Genomic DNA, 16649 nt, shown 5'->3' on the forward strand with positions numbered 1-16649 from the left:
TAACCCCACGAGTCACACCAGTAACAGCGCTGCCGCGAACTACAGGAGTGTAGTTTTCGCAGGTCAGGCGGGGTGGATGGGATGCGCCAGCGCCGTCTCGAAGGTGAGGACCATCGCCCCGAAGTCCGCCGTCGCCTGCGCGACGAGCTCGGGGTCCGGCTCGGGGGTCAGCCAGGCCTCCCGGTCGGGATGGGTCACCAGCCAGCGCCCCGGTACCACCTCGTCCAGAAGCCACCCCGAGAGGTCGTGAGCCCGGTCGAGGTGGGCATTCGTGAGGAGCTGCACCCCGTGCGGCGCCGGCACGTACGACGCCCACAGGTGCCGACGGTCACCCCAGGGGACCGAGTCCAGGTACAGGCGTGCCGATGGAGTGGGTGCGCAGTACCCCACGAACCCGACGTCGAGGTGCGCGGCGAACCGTCGCAGCAAGCTCTCATGGGCGTACGACGCCTGCTGGTCGCCGAGGCCCGGGTCAGCGTTGCCCCACGTCACGGTGCCCAGGTGCCACATGCTCACCGCATGACGCACGATCTCGGGGCCTGACTTGGCGTCGGGAGCTTCGGAGTAGGTGGCGAAGTCGCACTCGGACCAGTGCTCCAGCTCCTGTTCGACCACGTCCCGGGTGTGCTCCGGGTGGGTCGGCACCAGAAGGACGTCGGCGGAGCCGAGGCGTGCTGCTGGGGCAGTGTCGGCGAGAGCGGTGAGGTGGGTGAGCAGCGCCTCGTGACCAGCTTGCGCCGCGGACCATCGCGGCTCGGGCACCCCGGCGTCGTTGAACGGTCCGGCCGACACCGGTGGGTCGACGGTGAACCCCATCCGGGCGACGGGACAGGGGCGGTCAAATGGGGGCCGGGGCGCCGGGAGGTCGGTGGCGTCGATCGACCCGTGGAGGCCGCGGGCGCTCAGGTGATCGGCGACCTCCTGGAGCATCGCCAAGGAGGCGACCGGTCGAGAGGCCAGGGACAGCAGCGCGAGCGTGCCACCGACGGTGGGGTAGGCAGTGCTGTCCTCGGAGAGGTGGGGCACGGCGGCGATGGCATCCTCGGTCGCGTGCCAGGAGGCGTGGCGGTCCAGCCCATCGAGGTGCACCCGGAGGTCGACGACGCCGATCCTCTCGCGGCGGCGGCGCAGGGCGACGCGGGCGGCGACGGACTTCTCGTCGATGGTGACCGGCATGGGAGTCCTGGGTGGTGGGTTCCGATGTGTGACAGGCGTCGCACATCGTGGCACGCCGAGGGCTCCGCCGCCCGCCGATCGACCCCAGGGATGACGGAAAGGCCCGCGAGTCCGGGAGGGGACTCGCGGGCCTCGTTCCGGTCCGACCGTCGCCGGACCAGAGGTCACCAACACACCACTGGTTCGTGTAAGAATATATTCGATGAAGCCCACCGTCCTGACGCCCAGCCACATTGCGACACGCGTACCTCACGTGGCTTCGACGGTCCTGCCCGCCACGGGCGGACACCCCTCGGTGCGATCGCGTCGGACGACCTGACATGGCCCTCATCGCCGCGCTCGTCAGCCCTCACCTCCCAGGAGAAGACATGTTCCAGCACATCGGCGTCCTCACCCTCGTCGAGACGGCCACCGACGAGCAGCGCGAGGCGCTCGCCCAGGCGCTGCGCGAGCTCGTCGGCGTCGTCCCGGGCCTGGAGAAGGCCAGCGTGGTCACCGACGCGAAGATCCGCGAGGGCAACGCCGACGTGCTCTTCGCGATGACCTTCGACACCCAGGAGTCGTGGGCCGCGTACGGCGCCCACCCCGCCCACGTCGCGGTCGTGGAGGAGCACGTCAAGCCGGTGCTCGCCTCCAAGGTGTTCATCCAGAGTGCAGGCCCGGTCTTCCTGTCCTGAGTGCCGGGTAGATTGCTCCTCGTGGCCGAGACTTCCCGCACCCCCAGCCAGCTGGACACGGTGGCCGTCGCCACCCACGACCCGGAGCGCGAGCAGCCGTGGGCCGACCTCGGCCTCAAGGCCGACGAGTACGCGCGCATCCGCGAGATCCTCGGGCGTCGCCCCACCAGCTCCGAGCTGGCGATGTACTCGGTGATGTGGAGCGAGCACTGCTCCTACAAGTCCACCAAGGTCCACCTGAAGCAGTTCGGCGAGATCCCGCAGGAGACCCCGGTCGGCAAGATGCTCGCCGGCATCGGTGAGAACGCCGGCGTCATCGACATCGGCCAGGGCTACGCGGTCACCTTCAAGGTCGAGTCGCACAACCACCCGTCGTTCGTCGAGCCCTACCAGGGCGCCGCGACCGGCATCGGTGGCATCGTGCGCGACATCCTGGCGATGGGTGCCCGCCCGGTCGCCGTGATGGACCCGCTGCGCTTCGGCCCGCTCGACGAGCCCGACACCCACCGCGTGCTGCCCGGCATCGTGGCCGGCGTCGGCGGCTACGGCAACTGCCTGGGCCTGCCCAACATCGGCGGCGAGGCCGTCTTCGACCAGACCTACCTCGGCAACCCGCTCGTCAACGCCGGCGCCATCGGCGTCCTGCGCCACGAGGACCTTCACCTCGCCAACGCGACCGGCCTGGGCAACAAGGTCATCCTGTACGGCGCCCGCACCGGCGGCGACGGCATCGGCGGCGTCTCGGTGCTCGCCTCCGAGACGTTCGACGAGGGCGGCCCCGCCAAGCGGCCCAGCGTGCAGGTCGGCGACCCGTTCATGGAGAAGCTGCTCATCGAGTGCACGCTCGAGCTCTTCGCCGCCGGCGTCGTCTCCGGCATCCAGGACCTCGGCGGCGCTGGCCTGTCCTGCGCCACCTCCGAGCTGGCCTCGGCCGGTGACGGCGGCATGCACGTCGAGCTCGACCTCGTACCGCTGCGCGACTCCACGCTCGCTCCCGAGGAGATCCTCATGAGCGAGTCGCAGGAGCGCATGATGGCCGTCGTCACGCCCGACAACGTCGACGCCTTCATGGAGATCTGCGCCAAGTGGGACGTCGAGGCCACGGTCGTCGGTGAGGTCACCGACACCGGCCGCCTCGAGATCGACTGGCACGGCGAGCGCGTCGTCGACGTGCCGCCCGGCTCGGTGGCCCACGACGGCCCCGTCTACGAGCGTCCTTACGCGCGCCCCGAGTGGCAGGACGCCCTCCAGGCCGACGCCGCCGAGGCGCTCGCGCGGCCCGGCAGCGGTGACGAGCTGAAGCAGACGCTGCTCACCCTGGTCGGCAGCCCCAACCTCTGCGACAAGTCCTGGATCACCGACCAGTACGACCGCTACGTGCGCGGCAACACCGTCTCGGCCCAGCCCGAGGACTCCGGCATGATCCGCGTCGACGACGAGACCGGTCTCGGCGTCTCGCTCTCCACCGACTGCAACGGTCGCTACGCCAAGCTCGACCCCTACACGGGTGCGCAGCTCGCGCTGGCCGAGTCCTACCGCAACGTCGCCACCGGCGGCGCCACGCCGCTGGCGATCTCCGACTGCCTCAACTTCGGCTCGCCGGAGGACACCGGCGTGATGTGGCAGTTCGCTGAGGCCTGCCGCGGCCTCAAGGACGCCTGCCTCGAGCTCGGCATCCCGGTCACGGGCGGCAACGTCTCGCTCTACAACCAGACCGGCGAGACCGCGATCCTGCCGACCCCGGTGGTCGCCGTCCTCGGCGTCATCCAGGACGTCGCGAAGCGCACGCCCAGCCACTTCCGCGCCGCCGGCGAGCAGGTCCTGCTGCTCGGTGAGACCCGCGAGGAGCTGTCGGGCTCGGAGTGGGCCCACGTCGTGCACGGGCACCTCGGCGGTCTCCCGCCGAAGGTCGACCTGGCAGCGGAGAAGGCGTTGGCCGACGTGCTGACCACGGCCGCCAGCGAAGGCCTCGTCTCCGCGGCCCACGATCTCTCCGACGGCGGCCTCGCGATCGCCCTGGCCGAGGCGGGCTTCCGCCACGGGATCGGCGCCACGGTCAACGTCTCGGGGGTCGCCGACGACGCCTTCGTCGCCCTCTTCTCCGAGTCGTCCGCGCGGGCCCTGGTCACGGTCACCGACGAGCAGGCCGACCGCTTCGCGGCGCTGGCCGGCGAGCACGGTGTCAAGGTCACCGCACTGGGCCGCACCGGCGGTGAGGACCTCGTCGTCGAGGGCGCCTTCTCGGTGCCCGTCGCCGAGGTGAAGGACGTCTGGTCCGCCACCCTCCCCGCCGCGCTGGGCTGAGGTCGTACGCCGTGGAGCCGCTGCAGGTGGTCCTCCCCGACGCCGCCCTCGCTGCGGCGGTCGGTGAGATCGACGGCGCCGAGGTGTCGGTGTGGAGCGGCGCCGACGAGCCGCCGCGGCACGTCGACCTGTGGGTGCCGCCGTACCTGACCTCCACGGTCGCGATCGACCGGGTCGGTGACCTCCCGGGGCTGCGCGTCGTCCAGCTGCAGATGGCCGGCTACGACGGCATGCCCGAGAAGATGCCGCCCGGCGTGACCATGTGCAACGCCAGCGGCGTGCACGACGACGCCACCGCCGAGCACGCGGTCGGGCTGATCCTGGCGTCGCTGCGCGGCACCGTCGAGGCTGTCCGCCACCAGGCCGAGGGCCGGTGGGTGCGGATGCCGGGGCGCCAGTCGCTCGCCGACGCCCGCGTCCTGATCCTCGGTTACGGCTCCATCGGGCGTGCGCTCGCCGAGCGGCTGCTCCCGATGAAGGCCATCGTCACCGGGGTCGCGAGTCGTCCGCGCTCGGACGACCTGCTCGACGAGGTGCACGGGTTCGGCGACCTGCCCGCCCTGCTGCCGGCCCAGGACGTCGTCGTGCTCCTGGTGCCCCACACCGACCGCACCGACAAGATGGTCAACGACGCCTTCCTGTCGAAGCTCTCCGACGACACCCTGGTCGTCAACGTCGCGCGCGGCGCGGTGGCCGACACCGACGCGATCCTGGCGCACGCCGGTCGGCTCCGCTTCGCCCTCGACGTCACCGACCCCGAGCCGCTGCCCGACGGCCACCCGCTCTGGTCGGCTCCCGGCGTACTGATCACCCCGCACGTGGCCGGTGGCACCACCGCGATGCTGCCGCGGATGGCCGCGCTGGTGCGCGCCCAGGCCGAGCGGCTGGTGGCCGGCGAGGAGCTGGCGCACGTCGTGCACCGCGGCTGAGCTGAGCCCGAGAGAGCTGAGTCCTGCGGCGACCCCGCGACCCAAGAACGCGGCCAGTTCGGGTCAGCATGTGACCCACACTGGCCGCGTTCTTGGCATTCTGGGGGCGTGCCCACCGCCGACGACTTCCGCGCCCTCGCCCGTTCCTCCCCGTGGCGCTGCTCGACGGCGCACTTCACCCGGCGCGGCGCCGGGGCGCCTGACGTCGAGGCGTGGCTGGAGCGGCCTGGCACGATGACGGTCCGCGACGAGCGCGGCACCCACCGCTGGGTCAACAACCGTCAGGCGGAGATCCCCGCCCAGGTCCTGCGGGCTGCCGGTCGGATGCCCGAGACCTACACCGACGAGGACGTCGTACGCGCCCACCTGGAGGCACCCGTCTCCTGGGCCCGCGACGTCACCCCGATCACGCGTGACGACGGCCTGGTCCTGGTGCGTCCGGACGACGACTCCTGGCCCGGTGCCCGCCACCCGTACCTCGAGGTCGACGACCCGATGTACGACAACTACCTCTGGGTCGCGATGCTCGACCCCCGCGAGCTCGCCCGGGGCGTCGAGGTGAGCGACGTGCGCGAGGTGCAGCACCACGGGCGTACGGCGTGGGCCGCGCGCTGCGTGCCCACGGAGAGCTACGACCCGCGGTGCGGCTGCTGCGAGCTGCTGTGGAGCGAGGTGAGCGAGCGGCTCGAGGCGGAGGCGGGCGGCCCCGAGCCGGACCCCGAGGCGGTCTACCCCGAGGCGTACGACGTGGTGCTCGACCACGCCACCGGCTTCGTCGTCCAGCTCACCCCGCTCGGGGAGAGCTCGCGCGCCGACCTGGCGTTCGACGTCGAGATCCCCTCGGCCACCTGAGCCGAGTGGATCCGCAGGCCGGGCTCAGTCCGCCCGGCGCATCGACCGCACGCCCACCCCGATCCCCAGCAGCGCGACCACCCCGGCCCCGGCGAACCCGGCGGCCACCGTGTCGAGCGGGAACTGCCCGGAGAAGAGCGCGCGGACGCCCTCGACGACGTACGTCAGGGGGTTGAGGTCGGAGGCGACCTGCATCCACCGCGGTGCTCCCTCGACCGGGAGCAGCACGCCCGCGAGCAGCAGCACCGGGAAGAGGAAGGTCTGCTGCACGGTCCAGAACATCCAGTCCTGGCCCTTCGCGGCGAGCGCGAGCGCGAAGGAGAGCGCGCCGACGCCGATGCTGAAGAGCGCCAGGATGAGCAGCGCCACCAGGACGCCGCCGACGTGCAGGTCGAAGCTGAACGGGGTGACCACGACCAGGATGATCGCGGTCTGCATCAGCATCGGCACGATCTCCTTCAGGGCCCGCCCGACCAGGAGTGCTGGACGCCCCAGCGGTGAGACCAGCTGGCGCTCGTGCGAGCCGGACTGCATCTCCTCCATCAGGTTGGCGCCGGTGAAGCTCGCGCCCATCAGGCAGGTCATCGCGATGATGCCCGGCACGAACCACTGCAGCGCCGATCCCTCGGCCAGCTCGGGGAGCAGGGGAGCGAAGAGCGCCAGGAAGACCAACGGCTGCACCATCGCGAAGAGCACCGACATCGGCTCGCGCCACACCGGCTTCAGCTCCCGTGCCATCACGTTGAGGGTGTCGCCGACGAAGCTGCCCCGCGGTGCGGTGCGGTCGAGACCCTGCTGGGTCGTCCTCGTGGATGTCATCGTGCTCATGCCGCCACCTCGTCCTCGTCCTGCTTCGTCTCGGTCGCGGCGCCCTCGTGGGCGTCGCGCAGGCTCCTGCCGGTGAGCTCGAGGAAGACGTCGTCGAGCGTGGGGCGGGCGACCTCGACGCTGCGGACCGCCAGGTCCTGACCCGCCAGGTCGACCAGCAGGTCGCTCACCTCGGCGTGTGCGCCACGCGAGCGCAGCCGCACCTCGGAGCCGGTCTGCTCGACGAGTGCCTCGGCCCCGACCCGCGCGATCCGGGTCGTGGCCGTGGCCGCCGCGGACTCGTCGTCGAAGCCGAGCACCACCAGGTCGCGCAGTCCGCGCTTCAAGGTGGTGGCGGAGGCGTCGGCGATCATCCGACCGCGGTCGATCACGATCACCCGCTCGGCGAGGGCATCGGCCTCCTCCAGGTAGTGGGTGGTCAGCACGACCGTGCTCCCGGTCTCGCGGTGGAGCCGTCGCACGAGCTCCTGCAGGTTGGCCCTGTTCTGCGGGTCGAGCCCGGTCGAGGGCTCGTCGAGGAAGAGCACGCGGGGCAGGTGGACCAGCCCCATCGCGATGTCGAGCCTGCGCCGCTGACCGCCCGACAGGGTGGAGACCTTGCGGCGGGCCACCGCGGTCAGGTCGAGGTCGTCGATCAGCTCGTCGGCCCGGGCGTGCGCGGCGCGGCGACCCAGGCCGTACGCCCGGCCCTGGCTGACCAGCTCGTCGCGCCCGAGCTGCTGGAGCCCGGCGCCGTTGCCCTGACCGACGTAGCCGATCGAGCGGCGGACGTCGCGCTGGGCGGTGACCACGTCGTGGCCGGCCACGTGGGCCGTGCCGGTGGTGGGGGCGACCAAGGTGGTGAGCATGCGCAGCGTCGTCGTCTTGCCGGCGCCGTTGGGCCCCAGGAAGGCGACCAGCTCGCCCTGGCCGATCTCGAGGTCGAGGTCGCGGACGGCCTCGACGGTCTGCTTGCCCGGCCCTCGGTAGTGGCGGGTCAGTCCGCGCGTCACGATCGCGGATCCCTCGGTGGTGGTTGTCGTCGTCATGGGTCCGACGCTAGGGATGATTCAGGTCACTTCTTGACCTCAATCAGGACTAGTTTCGTTTCCATGAGCACGAGTCAACGGATGCTGCGGCTCCTCTCCCTGCTGCAGACGCACCGCTACTGGCCGGGCGGCGAGCTCGCCGACCGCCTCGAGGTGAGCGCCAGGACGCTGCGCCGCGACGTGGAGCGGCTGCGCGACCTGGGCTACCAGGTCGACGCCGTACGCGGTGTCGCGGGCGGCTACCAGCTGCGGGCGGGCGGTGCGATGGCGCCGCTGCTGCTCACCGACGAGGAGGCCGTGGCGGTGGCCGTGGCCCTGCGGGGAGCGGCCGGGACGGCGGCCGGTGTCGGGGGAGGGCCGGACTGGGCGTTGCAGGCGCTCACCAAGGTGGTCGGCCTGATGCCGCCGCTGCTGCGCCGCCAGATGGACGCGGTGCGGTCGCAGACCGACACCCCGGCGCCCTGGTCGGGGGCGCCGGTGCTCGACGCGGCGGTGCTCAGCGCCCTGGCCCAGGCGTGCCGCGACACCGAGCCGCTGCGCTTCGACTACGCCGCGCGCGACGCCGAGCCGAGCCACCGCTGGGTCGAGCCCCACCGACTCGTCGCGCTCGGACGCCGGTGGTACCTGGTGGCGTACGACCGTGACCGCCAGGACTGGCGCACCTTCCGCGTCGACCGGGTCACCGCGCCGGAGCCGACCGGGCAACGGTTCCGGCCCCGCGACCTGCCCGGCGGTGACGCCGTCGAGTTCGTGAGGGCCGGCATCCGTCGCGCGCAGCCGCACCACGAGGTGCGGGTGACGATCGAGGCCCCGGTCGACGAGGTCGTCGCAGCCGTGGGGCGCTGGGGCCGGGTCACGCCTGAGGGTGTCGGCTGCCGCCTGGAGATGGAGGTGGACAGCCTGGGGTGGCCCTTGATGGTCCTCGGTGAGGTCGGCGCCGACTTCCACGTCGAGTCGCCGCCCGAGCTGGCCGACGCGGTGGCGGAGGTGGCCGCCCGCTTCGCCCGGGCGGCTGGTTAACCTCGAGACATGCCTGCCCATCTTCGTCTCGCCACCCCCGAGGACGTCGCGGCTGCGCTCGCCGGGCGTACGCGCGCCGACCTCAAGCTGCTCACCAAGCACTACATGGCGGTTCTCAACGAGCGGGCGCCCGGCCACTCGGTGGAGGTGCGGGTGCCGCCCTTCGCCGCCGTCCAGGTGATCCCGGGCGTACGCCACACGCGCGGCACCCCGCCAGCCGTGGTGGAGATGGACGCGGAGACCTGGATCGCGCTGGCGCGCGGCGACGTGTCGTGGTCCGAGGCGGAGGCCGCCGGGCGGGTCCGGGCGAGCGGCCAGCGGGCCGACCTGACGCCCTACCTCCCGCTCACGTGACGCTACGGCAGGATGTGCCCATGCAGATCACCTCGCTCGGCTTCCGCACTGACATCGCGATCCTGACTGCCTCCGGCAGCACGGTCACCGACTGCGGCACGCACCTGCTGGTGACCACCCCTGACAACCCCTCCTACCACTGGGGCAACTTCATGCTGCTGCGTGAGCTGCCGGCGCCCGGCGGCGCCCGGGAGGTGATGGGTGCCTTCGACACCTGGTTCGCGACCGCACGTCACCGCGCGATCGGCATCGACTCCCCGGTCGACGTCGACGTCAGCGAGTTCGAGGTCGACGGGATGGACAAGGACGTCTCCCACGTGATGACGGCCGAACGCCTGCTGGCCCCCGAGCGCCCGTTCGCCGGTGGCGGGATCCGCCCGCTCACCCCGGACGAGTGGGACAAGTGGGTCGACCTCGACCTGTCGGTCTACGCCGCCGAGGACCGGCGTTACCACCGGGCGTACGTCGAGGGCCGCGCCCGGCAGGAGCAGCGCCTGGTCGCCGCAGGGCTGGGGCACCGGTGGGGTGTCTTCGTCGACGGCCGCCTCGCCGCCAGCGCCGGTCTCTACGACACCGGTGACGGCGTCTTCCGCTTCCAGAGCATCGCCACCCACCCCCGTCGCCGCGGGCTGGGCATCGCCACGACCCTGGTCCACCGGATGGCCGAGCGCGCTGTCGAGGAGCAGGGAGCGCGTCAGCTGGTCATCGTCGCTGACCCCGAGGGCCCGGCGTACGGGATCTACCGCCGCCTCGGCTTCGAGACCGCGGAGGTCGCGGTCGAGCTGCACCAGTCGTTGCCGGGCGAGATCGCCTGACCACGTCCCGGGGATGGGGGCGCTGTCGTCGTCGCTAAGGTGGAGCGCATGACTGACGCGCTCCGAGCCCGCATCACCGAACTTCTTCCCGGCCTGCGCCGTGACCTGGAGGATCTTGTCCGGATCCAGTCCGTCTCGGCCGACCCCGCCCGCGCCGGTGAGGTGCAGCGCAGCGCCGAGGCCGTCCGCGACCTCTTCGCCGCCGAGGGCTTCAGCGCCCGCATCGTCTCGGGCAACGACGACGGCTCCGCGCCTGCCGTGATCGCCCGCAAGGAGGGGCCCGCGGGAGCGCCGACCGTCCTGCTGTACGCCCACCACGACGTGCAGCCCGAGAACGACCACGCCGACTGGGACTCGCCGCCGTGGGAGCCCACCGAGCGCGGCGACCGTCTGTACGGCCGCGGCACCGCCGACGACAAGGCGGGCGTCATCACCCACCTCGCCGCCGCCCGCGCCTTCGGCGACGAGCTCCCCGTCACCCTCGTCCTCTTCATCGAGGGCGAGGAGGAGGTGGGCTCGGAGTCGCTCCCGGCCCTGCTCGCCACCTACAAGGACGAGCTCGCCGCCGACGTCATCGTCATCGCCGACTCGGGCAACTGGGACATCGGTGTTCCTGCCCTCACCACCAGCCTGCGCGGCCTGGTCCGCCTCGACGTCGAGGTGCGTACGCTCACCCACGCCGTCCACTCCGGCATGTGGGGCGGCCTCGTCCCCGACGCGATCATGACGCTGAGCCGACTCATCGCCTCCTGCTTCGACGACGCCGGCAACCTGGTCATCGAGGGCCTCAAGGGCAGCGCCGCGGCCGACGTGGACTACCCCGAGGAGCGCCTGCGGGCCGAGTCCGGCGCCGCCCCCGGCGTCGAGTGGATCGGGTCCGGCCCGGTCGTCGAGCGTCTGTGGACCCAGCCTGCCCTGTCGATCACCGGCTTCGACGCCCCCAAGGTCGACGGCGCCTCCAACACGCTCGTCCCCGCAGCGCGGGCGCGCTTCAGCCTGCGTACGGCCCCGGCCGACACCTCCGCCAACGCCCTCGCCGCGCTGCAGGCCCACCTCGAGAAGCACGTGCCGTGGGGCGCGACGCTCGACATGGTGGTCGTCGACACCGGCGAGGCCACCCAGATCGAGGCGACCGGTCCGGCGTACGACGCGGCCCGCGCTGCCTTCACCGAGGCGTGGAGCGGAACCGCCCCCGTCGACATGGGCGTGGGTGGCTCGATCCCGTTCATCGCCGAGTTCCTCGACGCGTTCCCGCAGGCCAGTGTGCTGGTCACGGGTGTCGAGGACCCCGACACCCGGGCGCACGGCGCCAACGAGGGACTGCACCTCGCCGAGTGGGAGAAGGTCCTGCTCGCCGAGACGCTGTTGCTGCGCAACTTGGGTGAGTGACCTGGCCTGAGGCTCAGACGACGAGGGGTGTCTCCACCGCGTGGACGGAGACATCCCCTCGTCATGGCCGCGTGCGGCCGAGTCAGTGCGCTCAGGCGGGCACGTTGAAGGTGCTGGTGCTGCCGGGACCCGAGGGGATGTTGGCGGCGACTGTAGTCACGCTGATCGTGGTGGCCGCAGTGCTCGCGGTTTCGACGTTGATGCGCACGGTCGTGCTCATCGGGGTCGTCGGGGTGGCGTTCTTGCCGAAGAAGTTGGGCGGGAAGGTTGCCGTCGCGCTGTTGGTATCGAGACCGGTGACCGTGATCCCCGAGAAACCGTCGAGGTCAACAGTGGCGCCGAAGTAGGTGCCGGTGAGACCAGTGATGATGCCCGCTGAGTTGGAGAAGGTCATCACGATGCCCGCGGTGTCCGCCGTTCCGGTGTTGATCATGTCGAACGCGGCGAAGTGGAGGGTGCTTGCGGGTGTGCCTCGGGTCGGGGTGGACGCCACCGTGGTGGACATGTCAGGTGCGGCAACGGGCGGCGACGCCGCGAAGGCGGGCGCCGCGGCAGCGACGGTGACCGCCGGCACGGACCAGGCGGCTGTACGGATGACGGCTCGGCGGCTCGGGGTGACGTGGGTCATGTGGAGTCCTTCAAAGGGTGTCGGGAATCTCACATATATTCTCTAGACCACTGGCCGGGGTCAACCCCTATCCAGAACGAATTGTCCGGGAATCGAAGATGTAACGCTTCTGACACGCAGGAAGCCCCCGCCGGAGCGGGGGCTTCGCTGGTTGAGGCGTCGGTCAGACGATCGTGAAGGTGCCGAGGGTGTAGTCCTCGGTGGCGATCGGCGAGAGCTGCGACGCGTACGGCGTGGGGTTGGTCGGGTTGCCGGCCGCATTGCGGCCCTGGAGCTGCGACTGCGGGGGGTCGAGGGTCAGGGTGACTGCCCCGGTCGGGTTGCCCGCCGGGATGGTGAGCCCCTCGGCGCCGGAGCCGCTCGCGGTGAGACTCAGGGCCGACCCGTTGGTGAACGGGGTACGCGGGATGGTGAGGTTGGTGATCGACTCGCCGGAGTAGGCGCCGGACAGGGTCGTCGTGGAGACCGAGGTGCCTTCGACCGTGGCAGGGTTGCCCAGGATCAGGCCTCCCAGGATGCCGGCGAGACCTGCGGGGATGGTCACGGTGGACTCCGTCTGGACCGGAGCCGCCGTCGCGCCGCGCGGGACCTCGAGCGGGACCGTGGCGGTCACGTTGACGACCACGATGTTCGCGGGGTCCGTGTTGACGTTGCCGAGGATGACGGGGTTGAACCGGAACGTCTTGGTGAGCGTCTGGTAGGTGACCTCGCCGCCGGGCGGCGACGTGGCGAAGGCCGGAGCCGCGGCTGCGACCGTGACGGCCGGGACCGACCAGGCGGCGGTTCTGATGACAGTTCGCCGGGTAGGCGTGATTTCAGGCATGGTGGAATTCCCTCCCAATAGCTATGAAGTCACCGACCGGGTCAGCGCCGTGATGGCGCCGCTCCCTCCCAATCTGTGACCTAGTGCACTCCCAAGGACATTAGGGCAGCGCGTCTGTGAGGCTACTGATCCGTAGGTACGGTCTCACAGTGTGAGATTTGTCTACTTTCTTTACCCACGGGACGTCAGGCGCGGGGGAGGAACACGCTGAACGTGGCGCCGCGGCCGAGCGTCGACTCGCAGGTGATCCGGCCGCGGTGGCGCTCCACGATGCTCTTCACGATGGCCAGTCCGAGGCCGGTCCCGGGCAGGGCGACGGCCGCCGGGTTGGTGGAGCGGAAGAACTCGCTGAAGAGGTGTTCCTGGTCGCTCTGGGAGATGCCGATGCCCGTGTCGACCACGTCGAGTCGCACCTCGCGGGCAGTGGGGTGCAGGCGTACGGTGATCCGCCCGCCCTCGGGGGTGTACTTCGTCGCGTTGCTGACCAGGTTGGACACGACCCGCTCCACGCCTTCACTCTCCGCCATGACCCTGATGCCCTCGGCGGGTGCCTCGACGACGACCCCGAGCTTCTTGCGGTTGATCGTCACCCGCATCAGGTCGAGGGCGTCGAGCACCGCTGCGTGCAGGTCGACCGGTGCGGGGTTGAAGGCGCTGTGCGGGTCGCCCGCGCGCGCAAGGACGAGGAGGTCGTCGACCAGGCGTTGCATGCGTGCCGCCCCCCGCTCGACGGCGGAGATGGAGTTGCGTGCCGAGGGCGTCAGCTCTGGGCTCGCGTCGAGCATCTCCGCGTGGCCGAGGATCGCGGTGAGCGGGTTCTTCAGCTCGTGGGCCAGCGTCGCGATCAGCGTGGACTTGTAGGAGTCCAGCTGCCGCAGCTCGTCCACCAGTCGACGCTCGCGCTCGAACGAACGGGCGTTGAGCAGCGCGCGACCGAGGTCGTGGCCGATGTCGAGGGCGACGCGGCGCTCGACCTCCGACCACTCCGTACGCAGCTCGCCGTGGCGGGTCAGGACGAGGTTGCCCAGGCACTCCTTGCCGGCGCCCAGCGGGATGAAGAGCATCGACGTCACGTCGATCGTCTTCATGAAGGAGTAGATCTGCTCGCGCTGGTCGTCGGTGAGGATGTCGGGCGTGATCGACGACTGGCCGATCGCGGCGACGTCCTGCGAGGCCCACATCGCGCGCGCGGCCGGTCGGGCGATGCGTCGCAGGTCCTCCGACAGCCAGATCTCGGCGCCGTTGGAGGCGTGGATGGCTCCCTGTCCGTCGCCGCGCTCGTCGAAGGTCTGGATCCACATGCCGAAGGCGTCGAAGCACCGGGTGACCGCGCTCTGGATGACCTCGATGATCCGTTCGATGGAGAGCTCGGAGCTGGCCTGGCGCACGACCAGGCGGGCGGCGTCGGCCAGTCGCACCTGGGCGGCGAGCTCCGCGCGCTCGATGAGGTTGAGCACCGCCGGTCGGGTCTGGACGACGAAACCCTCGAGGTCGGTGCGCGTCTGGCCGGTCGGGCGCATGCGGTTCTGGGGGCTGTCGACGGAGATGAGTGCCCGCAGCCGCCCGTCGTCGTCGTACAGCGGGGCCACGAGGACGTCGAGCGGGTGCCAGCGCTCAGGGTCGTCGGTGGCCTCGACGTCAGGAGGGATCCAGGCGAAGCCGGCCGCGCCGATCGTGAGCCTGTCGTGCGGCAGGAAGCGCCACGGCCCCCACTCGTCCGCTGCGACGAGCTGGGTCTGCACCATGTCGATCTCGGTGCGATGCCCCTTGAGGGCAGCCTTCGCCTCGTCGCTGCCGGCGACCGCGACGGTCTCCAGCACCCCGTCGACGTGGGCGACGCTGATGGCGGCGATCTCGAACCCCATGAGGTCGGTGACGCCGGCGAGGATGCTGTCGAGGGTGTCGACGACTGCAGCGTCGATGCTGCGCACCGTCATCCCTGCCCCCCGACCGGTTGTGTGTGACGACGTCCCCGCCAAGGCGTCGTGCACTGCCACACTTGCCCGTCAGCGTAGCGGCGGACACCTGCATGAGATACCCAATTTGCGTGATCCCAGTCTCACTCTTTGCCTGATCTCGCTGCCGCCGCGAAGGAGTGGGCGCAGGGTCCTGACGTATCCGGGGGGGAGCCGACGGCTGCTGGGTGCCCCGCGTGGGCGTCCATCGCCGGCATTGGGGCCGTCCGGACGCGTGCTGCGCCGTACACTGGCGCACGTGGGTCAGGCCAGCAACCAGCGCAAGGGCGGCGACGGGCGACTGTCGGCAGCCATCGATCCCCAGGACCAGGGGCCGCAGGATGCCTGTGGCGTCTTCGGAGTGTGGGCCCCAGGTGAGGACGTCGCGAAGCTGACCTACTTCGGCATCTACGCCTTGCAGCACCGCGGCCAGGAGTCGGCCGGCATCGCGGTCAGCAACGGGCGACAGATCCTCGTCTACAAGGACATGGGCCTGGTCTCACAGGTCTTCGACGACGCGACGCTCGACTCGCTCAAGGGTCACCTGGCCATCGGCCACGCGCGCTACTCGACGACCGGTGCGAGCACGTGGCACAACGCCCAGCCCACCTTCCACCCCACGCCCCACGGGTCGCTGGCGCTGGCGCACAACGGCAACCTGACCAACACCGCCGACCTGGCGGCCATGCTGGCCGAGGTCGCCGACCCCGACCAGCGCATGCCGGTGTCGACCAACGACACCAGCGTCGTCACCGCCCTCCTGGCCGACCACCCGGACACGACGGTGGAGCAGCGCGCCCTCGAGCTGCTCCCGCAGGTGAAGGGCGCCTTCTCCTTCGTCTGGATGGACGAGCACACGCTGTACGCCGCCCGCGACCCCCAGGGCATCCGCCCGCTGGTGCTGGGACGCCTCGAGCGCGGCTGGGTCGTCGCCTCGGAGACGGCGGCGCTCGACATCGTCGGCGCCTCCTTCATCCGCGAGATCGAGCCCGGCGAGATGGTCGCGATCGACGAGTCGGGCCTGCGGACGAATCGCTTCGCCGACCCGGCGCCCAAGCACTGCCTCTTCGAGTTCGTCTACCTCGCCCGGCCCGACACCCTGATGAACGACCAGCGCGTGCACAGCGTGCGCGTCGAGATCGGCCGTCGCCTCGCCCGCGAGTTCCCGGCCGAGGCCGACCTGGTCATCCCGGTCCCGGAGTCCGGCACCCCCTCGGCCATCGGTTACGCGGAGGAGTCCGGCATCCCCTACGGCGTGGGCCTGGTCAAGAACTCCTACGTGGGGCGCACCTTCATCCAGCCGTCGCAGACGATCCGCCAGCTCGGCATCCGCCTCAAGCTCAACCCGCTGCGAGACGTCATCGAGGGCAAGCGCCTCGTGGTCGTCGACGACTCGATCGTGCGCGGCAACACCCAGCGCGCCCTGATCCGGATGCTGCGCGAGGCCGGTGCCCGCGAGGTCCACGTGCGCATCTCCTCGCCGCCGGTCAAGTGGCCCTGCTTCTACGGCATCGACTTCGCCACTCCCGCGGAGCTGATCGCCAACGGCCTCACCACCGACGAGATCCGCCGCTCGATCGACGCGGACTCGCTGGGCTACATCGACCTCGACGACCTGGTCGACGCCACCACCGTGCCCAAGCAGAACCTGTGCCGCGCCTGCTTCGACGGTGAGTACCCGATCCCGCTGCCCGACCCGACGCTGGGCGGCAAGAGCGTGCTCGAGCAGGCCCAGCTCTCGCTGGAGTTCAACGACACGGCCGGCGACGTCGACGGTCTGGCCACCTCGCTCACCGGCGGCGGTGCCGGTGACGCGCTCGAACGCCCCTGACGTATGCCCGTCCCCTCCTTTCTGTCCCCGCTGCCCCCGC

General features: G+C 71.1%; 15 protein-coding genes. 9 read left to right on the forward strand and 6 right to left on the reverse strand.

The annotated features are described in order from the left end of the window. Positions 1-63: 63 nt before the first annotated feature. The gene (locus FCL41_RS01670) at positions 64-1176 is read right to left on the reverse strand and encodes a hypothetical protein (RefSeq protein WP_137064266.1); all 1113 of its coding nucleotides are present in this window, start codon (positions 1174-1176) and stop codon (positions 64-66) included. Positions 1177-1544: 368 nt separating this feature from the next. Between FCL41_RS01670 and FCL41_RS01675 the strand changes: the two genes are divergently transcribed. From FCL41_RS01675 to FCL41_RS01690, 4 genes are all read left to right on the forward strand, one after another. Further along, positions 1545-1853, forward strand: a complete 309-nt coding sequence (locus tag FCL41_RS01675) for a Dabb family protein (protein ID WP_170970128.1) — start codon at positions 1545-1547, stop codon at positions 1851-1853. A gap of 21 nt (positions 1854-1874) precedes the next feature. Then, positions 1875-4157: a phosphoribosylformylglycinamidine synthase subunit PurL gene (purL, locus tag FCL41_RS01680; protein ID WP_239021724.1), complete on the forward strand. Its 2283-nt coding sequence runs from the start codon at positions 1875-1877 to the stop codon at positions 4155-4157. Positions 4158-4168: 11 nt separating this feature from the next. After that, on the forward strand, positions 4169-5086 hold the full coding sequence (locus FCL41_RS01685; protein WP_212723034.1) for a 2-hydroxyacid dehydrogenase: 918 nt from the start codon (positions 4169-4171) through the stop codon (positions 5084-5086). A 108-nt stretch (positions 5087-5194) separates the two neighbouring features. Continuing rightward, the gene (locus FCL41_RS01690; protein WP_137064263.1) at positions 5195-5938 is read left to right on the forward strand and encodes a hypothetical protein; all 744 of its coding nucleotides are present in this window, start codon (positions 5195-5197) and stop codon (positions 5936-5938) included. A 24-nt stretch (positions 5939-5962) separates the two neighbouring features. On the opposite strand, the gene FCL41_RS01695 is transcribed toward FCL41_RS01690, so the two are convergent. Both FCL41_RS01695 and FCL41_RS01700 read right to left on the reverse strand, forming a co-directional pair. Further along, on the reverse strand, positions 5963-6766 hold the full coding sequence (locus tag FCL41_RS01695) for an ABC transporter permease (protein ID WP_137064262.1): 804 nt from the start codon (positions 6764-6766) through the stop codon (positions 5963-5965). Then, on the reverse strand, positions 6763-7794 hold the full coding sequence (locus FCL41_RS01700) for an ATP-binding cassette domain-containing protein (RefSeq protein ID WP_137064261.1): 1032 nt from the start codon (positions 7792-7794) through the stop codon (positions 6763-6765). Before FCL41_RS01700 ends, FCL41_RS01695 begins: the two co-directional genes overlap by 4 nt. A 63-nt stretch (positions 7795-7857) precedes the next feature. Between FCL41_RS01700 and FCL41_RS01705 the strand changes: the two genes are divergently transcribed. The 4 genes from FCL41_RS01705 to FCL41_RS01720 are packed head-to-tail and all read left to right on the forward strand — an operon-like array spanning position 7858 to position 11372. After that, positions 7858-8814 carry a helix-turn-helix transcriptional regulator gene (locus FCL41_RS01705; protein ID WP_212723033.1) on the forward strand — a complete coding sequence of 319 codons (957 nt, stop codon included), beginning with the start codon at positions 7858-7860 and terminating at the stop codon, positions 8812-8814. A gap of 9 nt (positions 8815-8823) precedes the next feature. After that, positions 8824-9168 carry a sterol carrier family protein gene (locus tag FCL41_RS01710; RefSeq protein ID WP_137064260.1) on the forward strand — a complete coding sequence of 115 codons (345 nt, stop codon included), beginning with the start codon at positions 8824-8826 and terminating at the stop codon, positions 9166-9168. 20 nt (positions 9169-9188) lie between these two features. After that, entirely contained in the window at positions 9189-9983 is a 795-nt protein-coding gene (locus tag FCL41_RS01715) for a GNAT family N-acetyltransferase (protein ID WP_137064259.1), read from the forward strand. 48 nt (positions 9984-10031) lie between these two features. Continuing rightward, positions 10032-11372 carry a dipeptidase gene (locus FCL41_RS01720; RefSeq protein WP_137064258.1) on the forward strand — a complete coding sequence of 447 codons (1341 nt, stop codon included), beginning with the start codon at positions 10032-10034 and terminating at the stop codon, positions 11370-11372. A 91-nt stretch (positions 11373-11463) separates the two neighbouring features. Here the strand turns inward: FCL41_RS01720 and FCL41_RS01725 are convergent, their stop codons facing one another. The 3 genes from FCL41_RS01725 to FCL41_RS01735 all read right to left on the reverse strand — a co-directional run bounded on the left by FCL41_RS01725 (position 11464) and on the right by FCL41_RS01735 (position 14754). Beyond that, positions 11464-12000: a hypothetical protein gene (locus tag FCL41_RS01725; RefSeq protein WP_137064257.1), complete on the reverse strand. Its 537-nt coding sequence runs from the start codon at positions 11998-12000 to the stop codon at positions 11464-11466. Positions 12001-12163: 163 nt separating this feature from the next. Next, positions 12164-12823, reverse strand: a complete 660-nt coding sequence (locus FCL41_RS01730) for a DUF6801 domain-containing protein (protein WP_137064256.1) — start codon at positions 12821-12823, stop codon at positions 12164-12166. Positions 12824-13008: 185 nt separating this feature from the next. Further along, positions 13009-14754, reverse strand: a complete 1746-nt coding sequence (locus FCL41_RS01735; RefSeq protein ID WP_137064255.1) for a sensor histidine kinase — start codon at positions 14752-14754, stop codon at positions 13009-13011. 283 nt (positions 14755-15037) lie between these two features. Between FCL41_RS01735 and purF the strand changes: the two genes are divergently transcribed. Continuing rightward, entirely contained in the window at positions 15038-16609 is a 1572-nt protein-coding gene (gene purF / locus FCL41_RS01740; RefSeq protein ID WP_239021725.1) for an amidophosphoribosyltransferase, read from the forward strand. Positions 16610-16649 lie beyond the last annotated feature (40 nt).

The sequence above is a fragment of the Nocardioides jishulii genome (assembly GCF_006007965.1).
GTDB lineage: Bacteria > Actinomycetota > Actinomycetes > Propionibacteriales > Nocardioidaceae > Nocardioides > Nocardioides jishulii.